This window comes from Coralloluteibacterium thermophilum, from assembly GCF_042654365.1.
Taxonomy (GTDB): Bacteria; Pseudomonadota; Gammaproteobacteria; order Xanthomonadales; family Xanthomonadaceae; genus Coralloluteibacterium; species Coralloluteibacterium thermophilum.
Genome location: NZ_JBHSGG010000024.1, coordinates 27,454 through 43,037, shown reverse-complemented (window position 1 = coordinate 43,037; position 15,584 = coordinate 27,454). Strand labels below are relative to the sequence as shown.

At 72.0% G+C, this 15,584-nt stretch carries 18 protein-coding genes; 7 read left to right on the top strand and 11 right to left on the bottom strand.

The features are described from left to right. Positions 1–58 precede the first annotated feature (58 nt). From ACFO3Q_RS08855 to sigJ, 4 genes are all read left to right on the top strand, one after another. A complete protein-coding gene (locus tag ACFO3Q_RS08855; RefSeq protein ID WP_377004303.1) occupies positions 59–994 on the top strand; it encodes a CHAD domain-containing protein in 936 nt (311 codons plus the stop codon). 175 nt (positions 995–1,169) lie between these two features. Further along, entirely contained in the window at positions 1,170–1,889 is a 720-nt protein-coding gene (locus ACFO3Q_RS08850) for an alpha/beta fold hydrolase (RefSeq protein ID WP_377004302.1), read from the top strand. A gap of 72 nt (positions 1,890–1,961) precedes the next feature. After that, positions 1,962–2,393 (top strand): carboxymuconolactone decarboxylase family protein, encoded by a 432-nt coding sequence (locus ACFO3Q_RS08845; protein WP_377004301.1) that lies wholly within the window; start codon positions 1,962–1,964, stop codon positions 2,391–2,393. A gap of 1 nt (position 2,394) precedes the next feature. Continuing rightward, positions 2,395–3,285 carry an RNA polymerase sigma factor SigJ gene (sigJ, locus tag ACFO3Q_RS08840; RefSeq protein WP_377004300.1) on the top strand — a complete coding sequence of 297 codons (891 nt, stop codon included), beginning with the start codon at positions 2,395–2,397 and terminating at the stop codon, positions 3,283–3,285. Between the two features lie 7 nt (positions 3,286–3,292). Here the strand turns inward: sigJ and ACFO3Q_RS08835 are convergent, their stop codons facing one another. Beyond that, positions 3,293–4,456, bottom strand: a complete 1,164-nt coding sequence (locus ACFO3Q_RS08835; RefSeq protein WP_377004299.1) for an acyltransferase family protein — start codon at positions 4,454–4,456, stop codon at positions 3,293–3,295. 217 nt (positions 4,457–4,673) lie between these two features. On the opposite strand from ACFO3Q_RS08835, the gene ACFO3Q_RS08830 reads away from it, so the two are divergent. Then, the gene (locus ACFO3Q_RS08830; protein ID WP_377004298.1) at positions 4,674–5,573 is read left to right on the top strand and encodes a LytTR family DNA-binding domain-containing protein; all 900 of its coding nucleotides are present in this window, start codon (positions 4,674–4,676) and stop codon (positions 5,571–5,573) included. A 15-nt stretch (positions 5,574–5,588) separates the two neighbouring features. Here the strand turns inward: ACFO3Q_RS08830 and ACFO3Q_RS08825 are convergent, their stop codons facing one another. From ACFO3Q_RS08825 to ACFO3Q_RS08800, 6 genes are all read right to left on the bottom strand, one after another. Next, positions 5,589–5,921: a DMT family transporter gene (locus tag ACFO3Q_RS08825; protein WP_377004297.1), complete on the bottom strand. Its 333-nt coding sequence runs from the start codon at positions 5,919–5,921 to the stop codon at positions 5,589–5,591. A gap of 407 nt (positions 5,922–6,328) precedes the next feature. After that, positions 6,329–6,721, bottom strand: a complete 393-nt coding sequence (locus ACFO3Q_RS08820) for a DUF1801 domain-containing protein (protein WP_377004296.1) — start codon at positions 6,719–6,721, stop codon at positions 6,329–6,331. Continuing rightward, on the bottom strand, positions 6,718–7,356 hold the full coding sequence (locus ACFO3Q_RS08815) for a GNAT family N-acetyltransferase (RefSeq protein ID WP_377004295.1): 639 nt from the start codon (positions 7,354–7,356) through the stop codon (positions 6,718–6,720). The genes ACFO3Q_RS08820 and ACFO3Q_RS08815 overlap by 4 nt, the downstream gene beginning before the upstream one ends. Before the next feature lie 161 nt (positions 7,357–7,517). Beyond that, a complete protein-coding gene (locus ACFO3Q_RS08810) occupies positions 7,518–8,084 on the bottom strand; it encodes an SHOCT domain-containing protein (protein ID WP_377004294.1) in 567 nt (188 codons plus the stop codon). An 88-nt stretch (positions 8,085–8,172) separates the two neighbouring features. After that, on the bottom strand, positions 8,173–8,436 hold the full coding sequence (locus ACFO3Q_RS08805) for a hypothetical protein (protein WP_377004293.1): 264 nt from the start codon (positions 8,434–8,436) through the stop codon (positions 8,173–8,175). Between the two features lie 299 nt (positions 8,437–8,735). After that, the gene (locus tag ACFO3Q_RS08800; RefSeq protein WP_377004292.1) at positions 8,736–9,146 is read right to left on the bottom strand and encodes a hypothetical protein; all 411 of its coding nucleotides are present in this window, start codon (positions 9,144–9,146) and stop codon (positions 8,736–8,738) included. Positions 9,147–9,219: 73 nt separating this feature from the next. On the opposite strand from ACFO3Q_RS08800, the gene ACFO3Q_RS08795 reads away from it, so the two are divergent. Next, a complete protein-coding gene (locus tag ACFO3Q_RS08795; protein ID WP_377004291.1) occupies positions 9,220–9,825 on the top strand; it encodes a DUF998 domain-containing protein in 606 nt (201 codons plus the stop codon). Between the two features lie 352 nt (positions 9,826–10,177). On the opposite strand, the gene hutU is transcribed toward ACFO3Q_RS08795, so the two are convergent. The 3 genes from hutU to ACFO3Q_RS08780 all read right to left on the bottom strand — a co-directional run bounded on the left by hutU (position 10,178) and on the right by ACFO3Q_RS08780 (position 12,905). Then, positions 10,178–11,851 carry a urocanate hydratase gene (gene hutU / locus ACFO3Q_RS08790; RefSeq protein ID WP_377004290.1) on the bottom strand — a complete coding sequence of 558 codons (1,674 nt, stop codon included), beginning with the start codon at positions 11,849–11,851 and terminating at the stop codon, positions 10,178–10,180. A 152-nt stretch (positions 11,852–12,003) separates the two neighbouring features. Then, positions 12,004–12,393: a hypothetical protein gene (locus ACFO3Q_RS08785; RefSeq protein ID WP_377004289.1), complete on the bottom strand. Its 390-nt coding sequence runs from the start codon at positions 12,391–12,393 to the stop codon at positions 12,004–12,006. Positions 12,394–12,470: 77 nt separating this feature from the next. Next, positions 12,471–12,905 carry a hypothetical protein gene (locus ACFO3Q_RS08780; protein WP_377004288.1) on the bottom strand — a complete coding sequence of 145 codons (435 nt, stop codon included), beginning with the start codon at positions 12,903–12,905 and terminating at the stop codon, positions 12,471–12,473. A 129-nt stretch (positions 12,906–13,034) separates the two neighbouring features. Here ACFO3Q_RS08780 and ACFO3Q_RS08775 point away from each other — a divergent pair, with 129 nt between their 5' ends. Continuing rightward, positions 13,035–14,246 carry an alkaline phosphatase family protein gene (locus ACFO3Q_RS08775; RefSeq protein WP_377004287.1) on the top strand — a complete coding sequence of 404 codons (1,212 nt, stop codon included), beginning with the start codon at positions 13,035–13,037 and terminating at the stop codon, positions 14,244–14,246. 34 nt (positions 14,247–14,280) lie between these two features. Here the strand turns inward: ACFO3Q_RS08775 and ACFO3Q_RS08770 are convergent, their stop codons facing one another. Next, positions 14,281–15,573 (bottom strand): formimidoylglutamate deiminase, encoded by a 1,293-nt coding sequence (locus ACFO3Q_RS08770; RefSeq protein WP_377004286.1) that lies wholly within the window; start codon positions 15,571–15,573, stop codon positions 14,281–14,283. Positions 15,574–15,584 lie beyond the last annotated feature (11 nt).

Genomic DNA, 15,584 nt, shown 5'->3' with positions numbered 1-15,584 from the left:
GTCCGCGCGCTCACGGGACCGGTGCTAGACCTCCGTCCAATCGATCCGGAGGAGCGGCATGTCCTATCGCGTCACGCACGACGATCCCACCGCCCAGGCGGCGCTGCGCCGCATCGCCCGCGAGCAGGTCGAGGGCGCGCTGCGCTGCATCGACGATCCCCGCAGGACGACCGCGGCGGCGGTGCACGAGGTGCGTAAGCGCTGCAAGAAGGTCCGCGGCCTGCTGCGGCTGGTCCGCCCTGCCTTCGGCGACTACCGTGACGAGAACGCCGCCTTCCGCGACATCGCCCGCCCGCTGGGGCCGCTGCGCGACGCGGAGGTCCTGCTCGGTGCCTTCGACCGGGTCGTGGAGGCCACGGGCGCCGACGGTGCGGAGGCGCTCGCGCCCATCCGCCACCAGCTCTGCCTCCGGCGGACCGCGGTCGCGGACGACTGCGATCCCGACGCGCTGCTGCGCGCGGCGCGCGCATCGCTCGCGGCCGCACTCCCCAGGATCGAGCGCTGGCGGCTGTCGCACGACGGCTTCGAGGCCTTCGAGGACGGCCTCGTCGCCAGCTACCGGCGCGGACGCAAGGCCATGCGCGCCGCCTGCGCAAAGGGCGACGAGGAGGCCTTCCACGACTGGCGCAAGCGCTGCAAGGACCACACCTTCCACCTGCGCCTGCTGCGGCCGATCTGGCCCGGCCCCATGCGTGCGCAGTGCGCCTGCGCCGCGGAACTCGGCGAGGTGCTCGGGCAGCATCACGACCNACTCGGCGAGGTGCTCGGGCAGCATCACGACCTGGCGGTGCTGGTCGAGCGGGCCCGCGGCATGGCCGACGTGGAGCCCGCCGTCGTCGATGCGCTCGCGGAGCGGGTCCGGGCGCACCAGCGCGACCTCGAACGCCGCGCCGCCTCCCTCGGCGCGCGCCTGTTCGCGGAGCCCCCCTCCGCGTTGGCGACGAGCTGGCGACGGCGCTACGCCGCCTGGCGGCGGGAGCCGCTGGCCGCATGAGCGGCGCGTGGCGCATCGCCGGGGCCGCGGCTCTGGTCCTCGCGGTCCATGCGACAGCGACCGGAGTCCGCATCGCGCGCGAACTGCGCAGCCACCGGCGCGACCCACGCGGCTCGCGGTGCGATGGACGCAGATCGCCCCGCCACCGGGCTGCGGCACCGGGCGCCCGCTCCACGTGCGCGCGCTGACCGGCCGCGGAACGCCCCCGCCGGGCCCGCCCGTCGTCCTGCTGCACGGCTACGGCATCGGCAGCAGCTATCTCGTCCCGCTCGCCGCGCGGCTGGCCGCGCACGGCCCGGTCCACGTGCCGGAGCTGCCGGGCCACGGCGCCAGCGCCCACGCCCCGCGCCCTCTGGACGTCGAGGGACTGGCCGCGGCGGCCGAGGCCTGGATGACGGCCAACGCCATCGAGGATGCCGTGCTCGTCGGCCACTCCCTCGGCTGCCAGGTGGCGGCCGAGGTCGCGGCGCGGCGGCCGGATCGCGTCCGCGCCCTCGTGCTGGTGGGGCCGACCTGCGACGCCAGCGGGCGCCGCGTCCGTACCCAGCTGCTGCGCGCCCTGCGCGGCGGCGCGCACGAACGGCCCTCGTTCGCCGTGTGGACGGCGCGGGACTACCCGCGCGCCGGCGGCGCCGTCCTCGCCGGGGAGCTGCGCGCCATGGTCGCGCACCGCATCGAAAGGCCGCTGGTGCGGCTGCGCATCCCGGTCCGGGTGATCCGGGGCGCCCGCGACCCCATCGCCCCGCAGCGCTGGGCCGAGCGGGTGGCGCGCATCGCGGGCGCACCGCCGCCGATCGTGGTGCCGCGCTGGGGCCACGCCGTGCACTACGACGCGCCGGAGGCCGTCGCCGACGTCGTGCGCGCGCTGGCGCGGACGCCGGCAGCCGCGGACTGAGGCGGCATGTCACATCCGGCGCCGCCGGATCGTCGTTCCGTCGAGCACTCCCGCTCGAACGGAACCACGACCATGAAAGACACCCTCGCCATCCGGCTCGACGCCCAGGCGCCGACGGTGATGCAGGCCCTCCTCCGCGTACAGGGCGCGATCGACGGGCTCGGCCTGGAACGGACGCTCCACCACCTGGTGGCCCTGCGCGCGTCGCAGATCAACGGCTGCGCCTTCTGCGTGAAGATGCACACCCGCGAGGCGCGCGAGGACGGCGAGCGCGAGGAGCGCCTCGACCGCCTGGTGGTGTGGCGGCACGTGAGCGACTTCACGCCGCGCGAGAAGGCCGCCTTCGCGTGGACCGAGGCGCTGACGGCGCTCGATCCCGGAGCGAGCCACGCCGGGCTGCGCGCCGCGCTCGCCGAGCACTTCTCCGCGACCGAGATCGCCGCACTGACGGCCGAGGTTGCGATGATCAACCTCTGGAACCGCACCCAGGCCGCCAACCACTGACATGCCCGCCGGCCCCGACGACCAGGCCGCCGTCTTCGAGGCCGCGCGCCCGATGCTGCTCGGCCTCGCCTACCGCCTCCTCGGCTCGCGCGCCGACGCCGAGGACGCGGTGCAGGACACCTTCCTCAAGTGGCAGGCAGGCGAGCGCGACGGCATCGCCAGTCCCGCTGCGTGGCTCGCCACCGTCTGCACGCGGCACTGCCTGGACATGCTGCGGGCGGCGGACCGCAGCCGGGTGGACTACGTGGGGCCGTGGCTGCCGGAGCCCGTGCATGCGGTCGCGCCGGACGACCCCGGGACGGACGAGGCCATGGCGGCCTCGCTCGGCACCGCGTTCCTGCTCGCGCTGCAGCGGCTCACCCCGCGCGAGCGGGCCGCCTACCTGCTCCGCGAGATCTTCGACCGGCCCTATCCCGAGGTCGCCGCCACGCTCGGCATGCAGGAGGCCGCGTGCCGCCAGCTCGTCGCCCGCGGGCGGGGACACGTGGAGCGGGCACGCGTCCGCCACGTCACCCCCGCCCCGCTGCAGCGGCGCCTGCTGGCGGCATTCCGCGACGCCGTCGAGAGCGGCTCGACGGCGGTGCTGGCCCGGCTCCTGGCCGACGACGTGCGCCTCACCGCCGATGGCGGCGGACGGGCCACGGCCACACGCAGGGTGATGCGCGGCCCCGAGGTGCTGCGCTTCATCGAGGCCGGCCTGCACGTGTGGTGGGCAGACGCACACCTGGAGGAGGTGGCGCTCAACGGTGGCCCCGGGCTGCTGGTGCGCCATGCCGGCGCGGTGACCGCGGCCGTGTCCTTCGGCTTCGCGGAGGACGGCGCTGTCGCCGACGTCTTCGTCATGCGCAACCCCGACAAGCTCGCGCGGCTGGAGCCGGCCGTGCTGCGGTGAGTGCGCCTCACCGCGTGCCGCCGCCGGCCTGCCGCCACGGCAGCCCGAACAGGGGCCGCAGTACGCGGATGCGCTGGACGACGACACAGGCGAGGACACAGGTCGCGAAGGTGATGCCGACCAGCAGGAGGCCTTCCACCGGCACCGGGATCGCGAGCGGCTTCAGCCACTGCGACGCGACGACGATCACCGTCTGGTGGAGGATGTAGACCGGAAAGACCGCCGTGCCCAGCCAGCGCAGCATCGGCGTGTCGGCGTGCCGGAAGCGCTGCGCGAAGCCGAGGATCGCGACGATGGCGCTCCACTGGTTCAGGCCCCAGGCCACGCGCTGCGCCATCCGCAGCGCCTCCGGCGGCGTCGCGCCGGCGAAGGGGGAGAAGTAGAAGTACCAGACGATGAAGGCGTGGCTCGCCGCCGCCAGCCCCAGCGCCTGCCAGCGCAGCGCGCGCACCGCGGCCCAGAAGCCCTCGGCGCGCGCGAGCAGGAACCCGAGCAGGAACACCGCGAAGTACTGCGCGTGGTTGTACCAGTCGTCCACCAGCGCGTGGGTGGACTCGAAGCGCCCGACCAGGAGCAGGCGCGCGAGCGCGAGGAGAACGATCGGGAGCAGCAGCGCGTGCACGCCGGCGAAGGTCCGCCCGGCCACGTCCTGCAGCCCGTCGAGCGCCCGCGGCGCCAGCCGTGCCGCGAACCCGACCACCAGCGTATAGACCCACAGGTAGGCGACGAACCACAGGTGGTTCCAGGTCGGCAGGCGCAGGCAGCCGTCGTCGTCGCAGAAGCTGCCGTCCCCCGCCAGGTAGCGTCCCCAGAACGCGAGGTAGCCGTCGTGGTAGCCGCCGGGCAGTTGCTCGACCACCTCGTAGTAGGACTGCGGCGGCACGATCACCAGCATGCCGAACGCCAGCGGCACGAGCAGCCGCCACGAACGCCGGGACAGGAATCCCCGCGACGCCTTCGCCAGCAGGAAGGCCGTGGCCACGCCCGACACGAAGAACAGCAGCGACAGCCGCCACGGGCTGGTGAGGAACATGAAGGGCTCCAGCGCCGGCCCCGCCTCGGGGCTTTTGACGTGCCAGTCCCAGCTCACGTAGTACATGCCGACGTGGTAGAGCACGAGCAGGCCGAAGGCGCAGACGCGCACCAGGTCGAGGTCGAAGCGGCGTTCCATCGAGTCACCCAGGGCTTAAGAACGCCGCCATTGCAGCCCTCCCGGCGCGTCCCCGCCCCCTGCAGGTGACCGTCCGCGGCCGGCGGGGGACGAACCGCGGCCCCCGCGGGACGAACCGGGACCACGGCATAGGGCGACTCCCGGGAACGTGGGCGGCAGAGGCACCCGGCTGCAACGCCTCGGACGTTCTACCGCCCACGCTCCTAGAATGCGCGGCATGCCTCCCTCCGACGACACCGCCTGGCATCGCTTCCAGCCCTGGCGCCGCAGCTTCGAGATCGGCTTCTGGGTCGTGGTGACGGTGGTCAACGCGACCGCCAACAGCATCACCACGCAGATGGACCTGCACCGCCGCGGTCTCGACTTCGCGCCCTGGGAGCCGGCGGCGTGGGAATGGTCGAGCAACCTGGTCTGGCTGGCGATGGTGCCGCTGGTGGTCGCCTTCACCCGCCGCTTCCCGCTGCACTGGGACAGCTGGCGCCGCCTGCTTCCGCTCTATGTCGGCGCCAGCCTCGCGATCAGCCTGCTGCACGTGGTGGGCATGGTGCTGATCCGGGTCGCGGTCTACCGCAGCCAGGGCATGACCTACGACTTCGGCGTCTGGCCGGTCGAGTTCGGCTACGAGTACCTCAAGGACGTGCGCGGCTTCGCCTCGATGGTGCTGGGCATCGAGCTCTACCGCCTGGTGCTGCGGCGCTGGCAGGGCGAGGCCAGCCTGCTCACCGCACCCGACGCCGGGCCGCCGGTGGAGCCGGTCGAGCGGCCCGAGCGCTTCCTCGTCCGCAAGCTCGGCCGCGAGTTCCTCGTCGCCGCGGACGACATCGAGTGGGCGCAGGCCTCCGGCAACTACGTGAACCTGCGCGTGCGCGGCCACGACTACCCGCTGCGCAGCACGGTCGGGGCGCTCCAGGACAAGCTGGACCCGCGCCGCTTCGCCCGCATCCACCGCAGCTACATCGTCAACCTCGACCGGATCGCCTCCATCGAGCCGCTCGACACCGGCGACGCCCGCGTGCACCTGAAGGACGGTACCGCCCTCCCCTGCAGCCGGACCTGGCGCACCGGGCTGCGCGAGCGGGTCGGCGACGGCCCCGCCGCGGCGCGCACACCCGGCTGACGCCCTGCGGCCGCGTCAATGCGGGACGCTGCGGGAGAACAGGTTCATCACCAGCACGCCGGCGACGATGAGCGCCATGCCGACCACTGCGGGGGCGTCCAGCGCCTGCCCGTAGACCAGCCACGCGATGGCCGCCACCAGCACGATCCCGAGCCCGCTCCAGATCGCGTAGGCGACGCCGACGGGGATGGTCTTCAACACCAGGGACAGGAAGTAGAAGGCGACCACGTAGCCCGCGACCACGACCAGCGACGGCACCAGCCGCGTGAACCCCTCGCTCGCCTTCAGCGACGAGGTCGCGATCACCTCGCCCACGATGGCGACCGCGAGGAACAGCCAAGGCTTCATCGGAACTCTCCTGCCACGGGACGCGGCGATTCTCCGCGGCCCGTGCGCGGGTGGACAGGATTGTCTTCGGCGGCGGGGTATGCGCACGCCGGAGACGGGTCGCGAGCCGGCCTGCGTCCGGACGTGACCTCCAACCCCCGCGGGGCGCAGCGTCCGGATGCGACGCGTCTCGATATCCCGAGGTGCAGACGCCGCGCGCCGGCTCAACCGCCCCCCTCCGCCACGGCGGTTACTGCGCGACACGCGCTGCACGACCTTGTCCGCAACCGGGCCCTGCGCCCCACGCAATCGCCACGATAAAACCCGAGATCAGCCAGGTCCTTCATCGGCCGAACGTCTGAATCAAACGCGCCGCGAAGCGGATCGATCTCCGGGTTCCGGCCTGAGTTGATTCTCCAGGCTGCGCTCTAGCGAACTTTGGGCGCAGCAGTGGGGTCGCCGAGCTTGCGGTTCAGACCCATTGCGGCGTTCACCAACTCCCTGACTCGCGCAGGATCGACCTTCTCGCCCTCCACAAGAACGATATTGGCCAACTCATACCTGCCGCTGGGCTTGAGCCGATCATCGAGTTCCCGCAGCCGTTTGCCGCGCCAGAATCCCAGAAGTACACGCTGCTCCTCCGCGCGGATGAGGAGTACGGGGCCGTTGTGGAAATAGACCAGGTGGCCCCACTTGATCCGCTCCTCCAGCTCGCCTGCCGAAAGCGCGGCGCGGCTCAGGCTTTCGACGAGGGACCTGCGCCAACCGGCAAGCGCCGCGACGTAGGCATCGGGTGATTCTGCCGGAACCGACTTATTCATAGGCACTGCACACCGAACTGAACGGAGTCCCGAAGCGGGTTCGACCCGAATGAACCGTTGACGTCCAAGCGACGCTCCATGACAAGCACCCTTTTCCCGTGGCTCTCCGCGAAACTCACGGCCGCCCAGCCACACCGAGCGTACAAGCCGCCCGTGAGGTCTTCGGTCTGCAGGTAGAGCCGCTGGATGCCTTGCGCCCGCGCCTGCTCCACCGCGTGGTGCACAAGGGACTGGGCCACTCCCCTGCCTCTGGCCGAAGGCGCGACGTAAACGGCGCCAAGCCAATGAACGTATCCGGGCAACTGCGGCATCTCGCCGAGCTTGAGTTGCACCGCCCCTATCGCACTGCCGTGCGCGAAGGCCAGGTAGGTCCTGGGCAGCCCCGTGCCGACCAGGCTCGCGCGCAACGTCTGCTGCTCGACCTCGAGAGTCAGACCATCCTCGCGTCCCCAGGCCCCGTAGTACCACTCGGCGACGACGTCGAGCATTGCAGGCACTTCTGAGAGGGAAACGATCTCCACGGCGGACGCAGGCTCCATCTGGTTGACGGCAGAGTTCAGCGGAAACGTACAGCGGTTCCCGCCAGGATGAAGTTCGGCCTGTCGGAACATTCGAGCATAGAGGATCTCATCCAAGGGACTGCCGTAGGGACCAGGCCGGCCAAGGAGCCGGCTGCAACCCCGAGGCTCCGCCTCCGCGATGAAGCCCATGAGGTCCATTCCGAAGAACACGGCCACCGGATGCCCGTTGCGCGACCACTCGAGCCGCACGTCGCCTGGTGCATTCCTGCCTTGAGCTAGAGCTTTGCCAGCAGTTCCGCCTTCTTCTTCTCGAAGTCCTCGAGGCTGATCAGCTCCTTGTCCCGCAGCTCTTGCAGCTGCGCCAGCTTTCCAACAAGGCGTGAGCATGGATCCTCGACGTCGGCCTGCGACGTCTGGAGGGCAGGCTCTCCACGCTTGAACCAGTTGCTCCCGGGCCGCGTGAATACAAGCCACAGGCCCATGACCTGCAGGACCAGCCAAGCCGGACTGGCGAAAGCCAGCACCATTGACTGACCACTGCCTCCATCCAGCGCATTCGACACATCGTCGATTGCAGCAGGCACCGAGAACGGAAAGCCGAGGACCGTTATGGTCAAGCTGGCATACCTTGCCCAGTTCTTACCGCTCTTTATCTTGACGACAAGGAACGCAAGGAACGCGTAGGCTGCTCCAATAGAGACCAGGTGGGCAGCGGCCGGGAAGTTCGCGGGGCGATCGAAATCCACGACCAAAGCAACAGCGCTGAGCGCCAGGCTCCCCCAGAGGCACCTGCATGCCCGCTCCACATCAAGCTTCGACTGTTGTCTTTCTGCCTCGCTCACCAAACCTCTCACCAAGATTCCCCAACGCCTGAATGCGACCTCCGCCCGAACGGTGCGCAGCACGGCCACCCTGGCATCGAGCGGCAGGCTAACGCTTCCAGAACCACACCCCCGTCCATCCCAGTACCGAGCCGGCGATGCCGCCCCAGAGGATGCCCTGCGAGAAGCGCGCGCCGACGAGGTGAGCGACCACGCCGCCCGCCAAGGCGCCGGCGAGCATCAGCAGGGCCACCTTCCGTTGCCGTGCGAGGCGCAGTGCCTCCGCCTCGCGCTTGCGGCGGATCTCGTCCTGCACCCGCGTATCCGGTTCGAGGACGGCCCGGACGATGGCGTCCATCTGCTTCCTTTCCATGCGACGACTCCTGACATGCGCGACCCATTGTGCGGGTCGGACTCTACGATGCGACCACAGGCGGATCGAGCCCTCATTCCACACCCTGCGAAGGGCGCACCCTCGACTCGTCCTGGTTTCGTCCGCGTCCCCTCGCGCGGCATGCGCGGCAGAGAGCTTCCCCGGAGAGGAACTCGCGAAGGCTGCGGGGAATGTGCATCTTCGACAGGCGGATATCGCACGAGGCGCAACGGTGTGCTGGCCCCGCAGCGACGGCGATCCCGCCGCCGATGACCGCCGCGATCAGCGCCGGAACCAGCTCATCCATTCCGCGCCTCCCCCGGACCGCACTCGGCACCCGCTGGGCTGCCGGCCCCGCCTGCCATCCGGTCGATGGCCTCCAGCTGCTCCCTGCACGCCGCGTGCAGGGTTGGCTCGATGAGCATGATCCGTTGGACGTAGGCCCTGGCGCTGTCGTGCAGCCCGCTGACCGCGAGGGCCTTCGCGCCGAAGTACAGCGCGGAGATGTCGTGCGGGTGCTCCTGCAACCGGAGCCGGGTGCCGGCGATCAGCGCGTCGATCCGGCCCTTCTGCCAGAGTTCGCGGAACCGGTCCTCGCGCGGCTGGCCGCATCCCACGACGCGGCAGAGGATGTTGCCGGCGACGAACGCCGTCAGGAGCCCGATGACGACCCAGAGAAGGATCTTGATCTGCGCGATGTCCGCTTCCATACGCTCTCCTGTTCGCCGGAACGCGCGCCGCACGAGGGTGCGCGACACGCCCGGATTTCCCTGCCGCGATTCTATGCCCAGACCCTTCGCCTGCCTCGCCCTCCTCTCGCTCGCGGCGTTCCTGCTGGCTGCCGTGTCCGTGCATGCGCTGCGCCCGGAGCTCGACTGGGTGCACAGCCAGATGAGCGTCTACCTGGTCGGGCCCTGGGGCTGGCTGCTGCAGTCGGCCTATGCGGCGCTGGCGGCCGGGATGCTCGCGCTGGGCGTGGGGCTGTACCGCGGGCTCCCGGTCGAGGCACGGAGCGCGGCGCCCCTGCTGCTGTTCGCGCTCGGCGCGCCGGCGCTGGTGGTCACGGCACTGGCGCCGATGCGCTTCCCGCACGAGGACCCGCGGCTCGTGCACCTGGTGCACGGTATCGCCGCGCAGACGACCTTCCTGTGCGCGACGACGGGCATGGTGCTGCAGGCATTGCGCCTGCGACTGGACCCGGCGTGGCGGCCCATCGCGCGCGGCGCGCTGGCGTGGGCCCTGCTCTGCTTCGCCGGCGTGTGGCTGCTGGCCTTCTGGCGCGACCTGCCCCGCGGGCTCGCGCAGAAGGGGCTGATCGCGATGATCGTGGCGTGGCTGGCGGTGGTCGCGGGCTGGGCGCTGGGGCGAGGGGCGAGGCGTGAGGAGTGAGAAACGAGAGGAGGTGCACGCACTGGCCTCCGTTTCTTGCTCCTTTCCACTTACTCCACAGGCCCACAGCGCCCTCCCCCGCGGACAGCGGGGGAGGGTTGGGGAGGGGGGCCTTTTGGGCAGGAACGGGAGGTCATGAGTGAGAAAAGGAGGAGAAGAGCGGTCGCGGCCCTCATTTCTCACTTCCTTGTACTCACGCCTCAGGCAGCGCGCGCTGCGCGCTTCACCCCCATCCCCGCCTTCCCCCGCAGGCGGGGAAGGGGCTTGGCGGCGAGGAGCGAGGCATGAGGAGTGAGAAACGGGACGAGGTGCACGCACTGGCCTCCGTTACCCACTCCTCTCCACGCACGCCTCAGACCAGCATCGGCAGATGCAGGCCCTTTTCGCGGGCGCAGGTGCGGGCGATGTCGTAGCCGGCGTCGGCGTGGCGCATGACGCCCGTGGCCGGGTCGTTCCACAGGACGCGGGCGATGCGGCGGTCGGCGGCCTCGCTGCCGTCGCAGACGACGACCACGCCCGAATGCTGGGAGTAGCCCATGCCGACGCCACCGCCGTGATGCAGGCTGACCCAGGTGGCGCCGCCGGCGACGTTGAGCATGGCGTTGAGCAGCGGCCAGTCGCTCACGGCGTCCGAGCCGTCGGCCATCGCCTCGGTCTCGCGGTTCGGCGAGGCGACGGAGCCGGAATCGAGGTGGTCGCGACCGATGACGATCGGCGCCTTCAGCTCGCCGTTGCGCACCATCTCGTTGAAGGCCAGCCCCAGCTTGTCGCGCAGCCCCAGGCCGACCCAGCAGATGCGCGCCGGCAGGCCCTGGAAGGCGATGCGCTGGCCGGCCATGTCCAGCCAGCGGTGCAGGTGCGGATCGTCGGGGATGAGTTCCTTGACCTTGGCGTCGGTCCTGGCGATGTCCTCCGGGTCGCCGGAGAGCGCGACCCAGCGGAACGGGCCCACGCCGCGGCAGAACAGCGGCCGCACGTAGGCGGGCACGAAGCCGGGGAAGTCGAAGGCGTCCGCCAGGCCCTCGTCCTTCGCCATCTGGCGGATGTTGTTGCCGTAGTCGAAGGTCGGCACGCCCTGCGCGTGGAAGGCGAGCATGGCCTCGACATGGGTGCGCATGCTGCGCTTGGCGGCATCGCGCACGCCCTCGGGATCGCTCTTCTGCGCGGCGAGCCACTGCTCGACCGTCCAGCCCGCCGGCAGGTAGCCGTGCACGGGGTCGTGGGCGCTGGTCTGGTCGGTGACCGCATCCGGGCGCACGCCGCGGCGGACGAGCTCCGGCAGCACCTCGGCGGCGTTGCCGAGCAGCGCGATGGACCTGGCCTCGCCCGCCTGCGTGTACTTCCCGATGCGCGCGAGCGCGTCGTCGAGGTCGGTGGCCTGCTCGTCGACGTAGCGGGTCTTCAGGCGGAAGTCGATGCGGCTCTGCTGGCACTCGATGTTGAGGCTGCAGGCGCCGGCGAGGCTGGCCGCCAGGGGCTGCGCGCCGCCCATGCCGCCGAGGCCCGCGGTGAGGATCCAGCGGCCGGTCAGGTCGCCGCCGTAGTGCTGGCGGCCCATCTCCACGAAGGTCTCGTAGGTGCCCTGCACGATGCCCTGCGACCCGATGTAGATCCACGAGCCCGCGGTCATCTGGCCGTACATGGCCAGGCCCTTGCGGTCGAGTTCGTGGAAGTGCTCCCAGGTCGCCCAGTGCGGCACCAGGTTGGAGTTGGCGATCAGCACGCGCGGCGCGTCGGCATGGGTGCGGAACACACCCACCGGCTTGCCGGACTGCACCAGCAGGGTGTGCTCGTCGTCCAGCGTCTCGAGCGTGCGCAGGATGGCGTCGTAGCAGTCCCAGTCGCGTGCGGCGCGGCCGATGCCGCCGTAGACCACCAGCTCTTCCGGACGCTCGGCCACCTCGGGATCGAGGTTGTTCTGCAGCATGCGGTAGGCGGCCTCGGTCTGCCAGGAACGGCAGGTCCGCTCGGCGCCGCGCGGCGCGTGGATACGGCGGCTGGGATCGATGCGGCGGTCGTTGCTCATGCGGCAGGCGGTCCGGCTGTGAAAGACGCCGGATTATCGCAGAGCCCCGACGCAGGGCATGCCCACCCGCGACGACACCCCGCCCTTCGCCCTTCGCCCTACGCCCTTCGCCCTACGCCCTACGCCCTTCGCCCTTCTTCGCCCCACCCGCCTCACCGCCCGCGGCGGATCGCGGGATCCAGGCGCTCGAGCGCGCGGCCCAGGTCGGTCTCGCCGGTCCGCTCGATGTCCTCGCGCGAATAGGCGCGGCCGGGCCGGGCGCAGTCGCGCGCCTGACGCGGATCGTCGGCACGCGCGGCGCGCGACGTGTCGCGAATGCGGGTGCCGGTCTCCTCCACGCAGTCGCGGTGCAGGGCGGCGCTCTCGCGGTCGACCGGGTCGGCGTGGACGGGGCCGTCGCCGAAGTCCTCGACCGGCTCGGGCGTCTCGGGCACGGGCAGGACGGGCGGCGCGGGACCCGCAGGCGGCGCCGGCTCCGGCGCCTGGGCGAGGGCCGGGGCGGCGAAGGCGCTGCAGATCAGCAGGATGCTCAGGCGGTTCATGGCGGACTCCTGGTGGTGCGGCCTTGGATGCGATACGGACGGCGATGCGACCCGGTCGCGCGGCCTGCGCCGCCCGTTCAGCGGACGTCGACCGGCGGGAGGGGAGGCAACGGCGGAGGCGGCGGCCGGCTGGCGTCGATCTCCGCCTGCAGGGCCTGCGCGCGGCGTGCCCGCTCCAGGCGCCGTTCCGCCTCGCGCGCCTGCACGTCGCGCCGCAGGCGGTCGGCGACGAAGGGCTCGGCGGTGGTCGCCTGCCGCAGGTGCAGGCTGCGCTGCGCGTTCTGCCCCTGCAGGCTGTCGAGCGCGCGCTCGCGGCGCAGCAGCTCCAGTTCCCGGCGCTGGCGGTCGTGGTCGAGCTGGCGCTGGCGCTCGCGCTGCTCGGCAAGCGGGCTCGGGGACGGCGGGGGCAGCACCGCCGGATGCGGCGGATGATGCGGAAGATGCGGCGCCACCTGGGCGCCCGCGGCGCCGGTGGCGCAGGCGAGGACGACGGCGGCGAGAAGACGGGACATCGCGGATTCCGGAGCGCGAGGGACGGCCCCGACCCTAGCGCAGCGCGCGTTTCGCGGGCGCGAACGCCACAGGGACGCAATCCCGAGCTGGTACCCTCCGCGCCGCATTCCCCCTCCGAAAGACCCCCGATGTCCCTTCTGAACCGCCTCGCCTGCGGCCTCGCCGCATTGTTCCTGCTGTCCGCCTGCGCCACGCTCCGCGGCGACGACACGCCCGCGCCCCTGATCCTCATCTCCCTGGACGGCGTGCATCCCGACTACCTCGGCCGCGGCGACACGCCGGCGCTGGACGCGCTGGCCGCCGACGGCGTGCTCGCGCGCTGGATGACCCCCTCCTACCCCACCCTCACCTTCCCCAACCACTACACGCTGGTGACCGGCCTGCGCCCGGACCACCACGGCATCGTGAACAACACCATCCGCGATCCCGAGCTGGGCAGGTTCACGCTCAGCAACCGCGAGGCGGTCGGCGACGGCCGCTGGTGGGGCGGCGAGCCGCTGTGGGTCACCGCGCAGAAGGCGGGCCTGAGCGCGGCGACGATGTTCTGGCCGGGTTCCGAGGCGGAGATCGCCGGCATGCGCCCGGACCGCTGGACGCCGTTCGACGGCAAGCTGCCGCCGGAGGCGCGCGTCGACCGCCTGCTGGGCTGGATGGACCTGCCCGCGGCGGCGCGGCCGCACTTCATCACGCTGTACTTCGAGCACGTGGACAGCGCCGGCCACTACCACGGCCCGGAGTCGCCGGAGCGCGTGGCCGCGCTGGCGCAGATCGACGCAGCCCTGCAGCGCCTGTTCGACGGCCTGCGCGCCCGCGGCCTGTTCGACCGGGTCAACATCATCGTGGTCTCGGACCACGGCATGGCCGAGACCACGCCGCAGCGCCTGGTCTTCCTCGACGACCTGATGGACCTCGACGACTGGGAGGTGGTCACCGCCGGCCAGGTGGTCGGCCTCTCGCCCACGCGTGAGGACGCCGCCCTGCCGCGCGAGAACCCGCACCTGCAGTGCTGGCGCAAGGAGGACCTGCCGGCCGAGTGGCACTACGGCACGCACCCGCGCATCCCGGAAGTGATCTGCCAGGCTGCCATCGGCTGGAAGGCGCTGCGCCGCGCGGACCTGCTGCGCTTCGGCGGGCGCGTCAACGGCGGCGAGCATGGCTTCGCGCCGGAGGAGCCGGCGATGCGGGCGCTGTTCCTCGCCCACGGCCCCGACTTCGCGCGCGGCCGCGTGATCGACCCGATCGACAACGTCGACGTCTATCCCGTGCTCGCCGAGCTGCTGGGCCTGACGCCGCTGCCGAACGACGGCGACGCCACCCGGCTGCGCGCGGCGCTGCGCTGATCCCGCCCGCCGCGGCCGCGCGCCCCGGCGGCGGTCACTCCGCCAGCAGGCGCGCGATGGCCGCGCGGTAGCGCGCGGCGATGGCGGTGCGCTCGCGGTGCCGCCCCTGCGCCACCAGCCGCTCGCCGCCCACCCAGACCTCGTCGATGGCCTCGCCGTGGCCGGCGAACACCCAGCGGTCGAGGACGTCGGCCGTCCCGGCGCCGGCGAAACGCGGCGCCTCCGCGTCCAGCACCACGACGCCGTCGGCGGCCGCGTCGCAGCCGCCCGAGCGGCGCCCGCCCGCCAGCGCCGCCGCGAATAGCGCCTCGCCGGTGCTGCCTCCGCCCGCGGCGGCCACGTTGCGCCGGCGGTGCGCGAGGCGCTGGCCGTATTCGAGCATCTTCAGCTCCTCGGCCAACGAGGTCGAGACGTGGCTGTCGGTGCCGATGCTGAAGACGCCGCCGGCGTCCAGGAAGTCGCGCAGCGGGAACAGGCCGTCGCCGAGGTTGGCCTCGGTGGTCGGGCACAGCGCGACGGTCGCGCCGCTGCGCGCGATGCCCTGCACCTCCGTCGGCTCCAGGTGCGTGGCGTGCACCAGGGTCCAGCGCGCGTCCACCGGGGCGTTGTCGAGCAGCCAGGCCACCGGGCGTGCGCCGCGGGCGGCGACGCAGTCGTCCACCTCGGCGGTCTGCTCGGCGACATGGATGTGCACGGGCAGCTCCGGCGCCACGGCGTCGAGCACCGCGCGAAGCGCCTCCGGCGGCACCGCGCGCAGGCTGTGGAAGGCCACGCCCACCCGCACCCGCGCATCGTCCAGGGCTTCGGCCTGCAGCATCCCGACCAGGCGCAGGTAGGCATCCACCGAATGGGCGAAGCGCATCTGCCGCGCATCGAGCGGACGCCCGTCGAAGCCGCCCTGCATGTAGAGCGTGGGCAGCAGGGTGAGCCCGATGCCGGTCTCGCGCGCGGCCGCCACGAGGGCGCGCGACATCGCCGCCGGGTCGGCGTATGGCCGGCCGTCGGGCGCGTGGTGCAGGTAGTGGAACTCGCACACGCGGGTGTAGCCCGCCTCCAGCAGTTCGGCGTAGAGCTGCGCCGCGACCGCCTGCAGGCTGTCGGGATCGAGCCGCGCGGCGAAGCGGTACATGGTCTCGCGCCAGGTCCAGAAGCTGTCCTGCGCCGCGGTCTGGCGCTCGGCCATGCCCGCCATGGCGCGCTGGAAGGCGTGGGAGTGCGCATCGACCACGCCCGGCAGGACGAAGCGGCCGCGCCCGGCGCCCGCGAGTTCGACGTCGCGCGCCCAGCCGTCGGGGCGCCACAGGTGTTCGGCATGGAAGGTGTGCATGCGCGCATTAT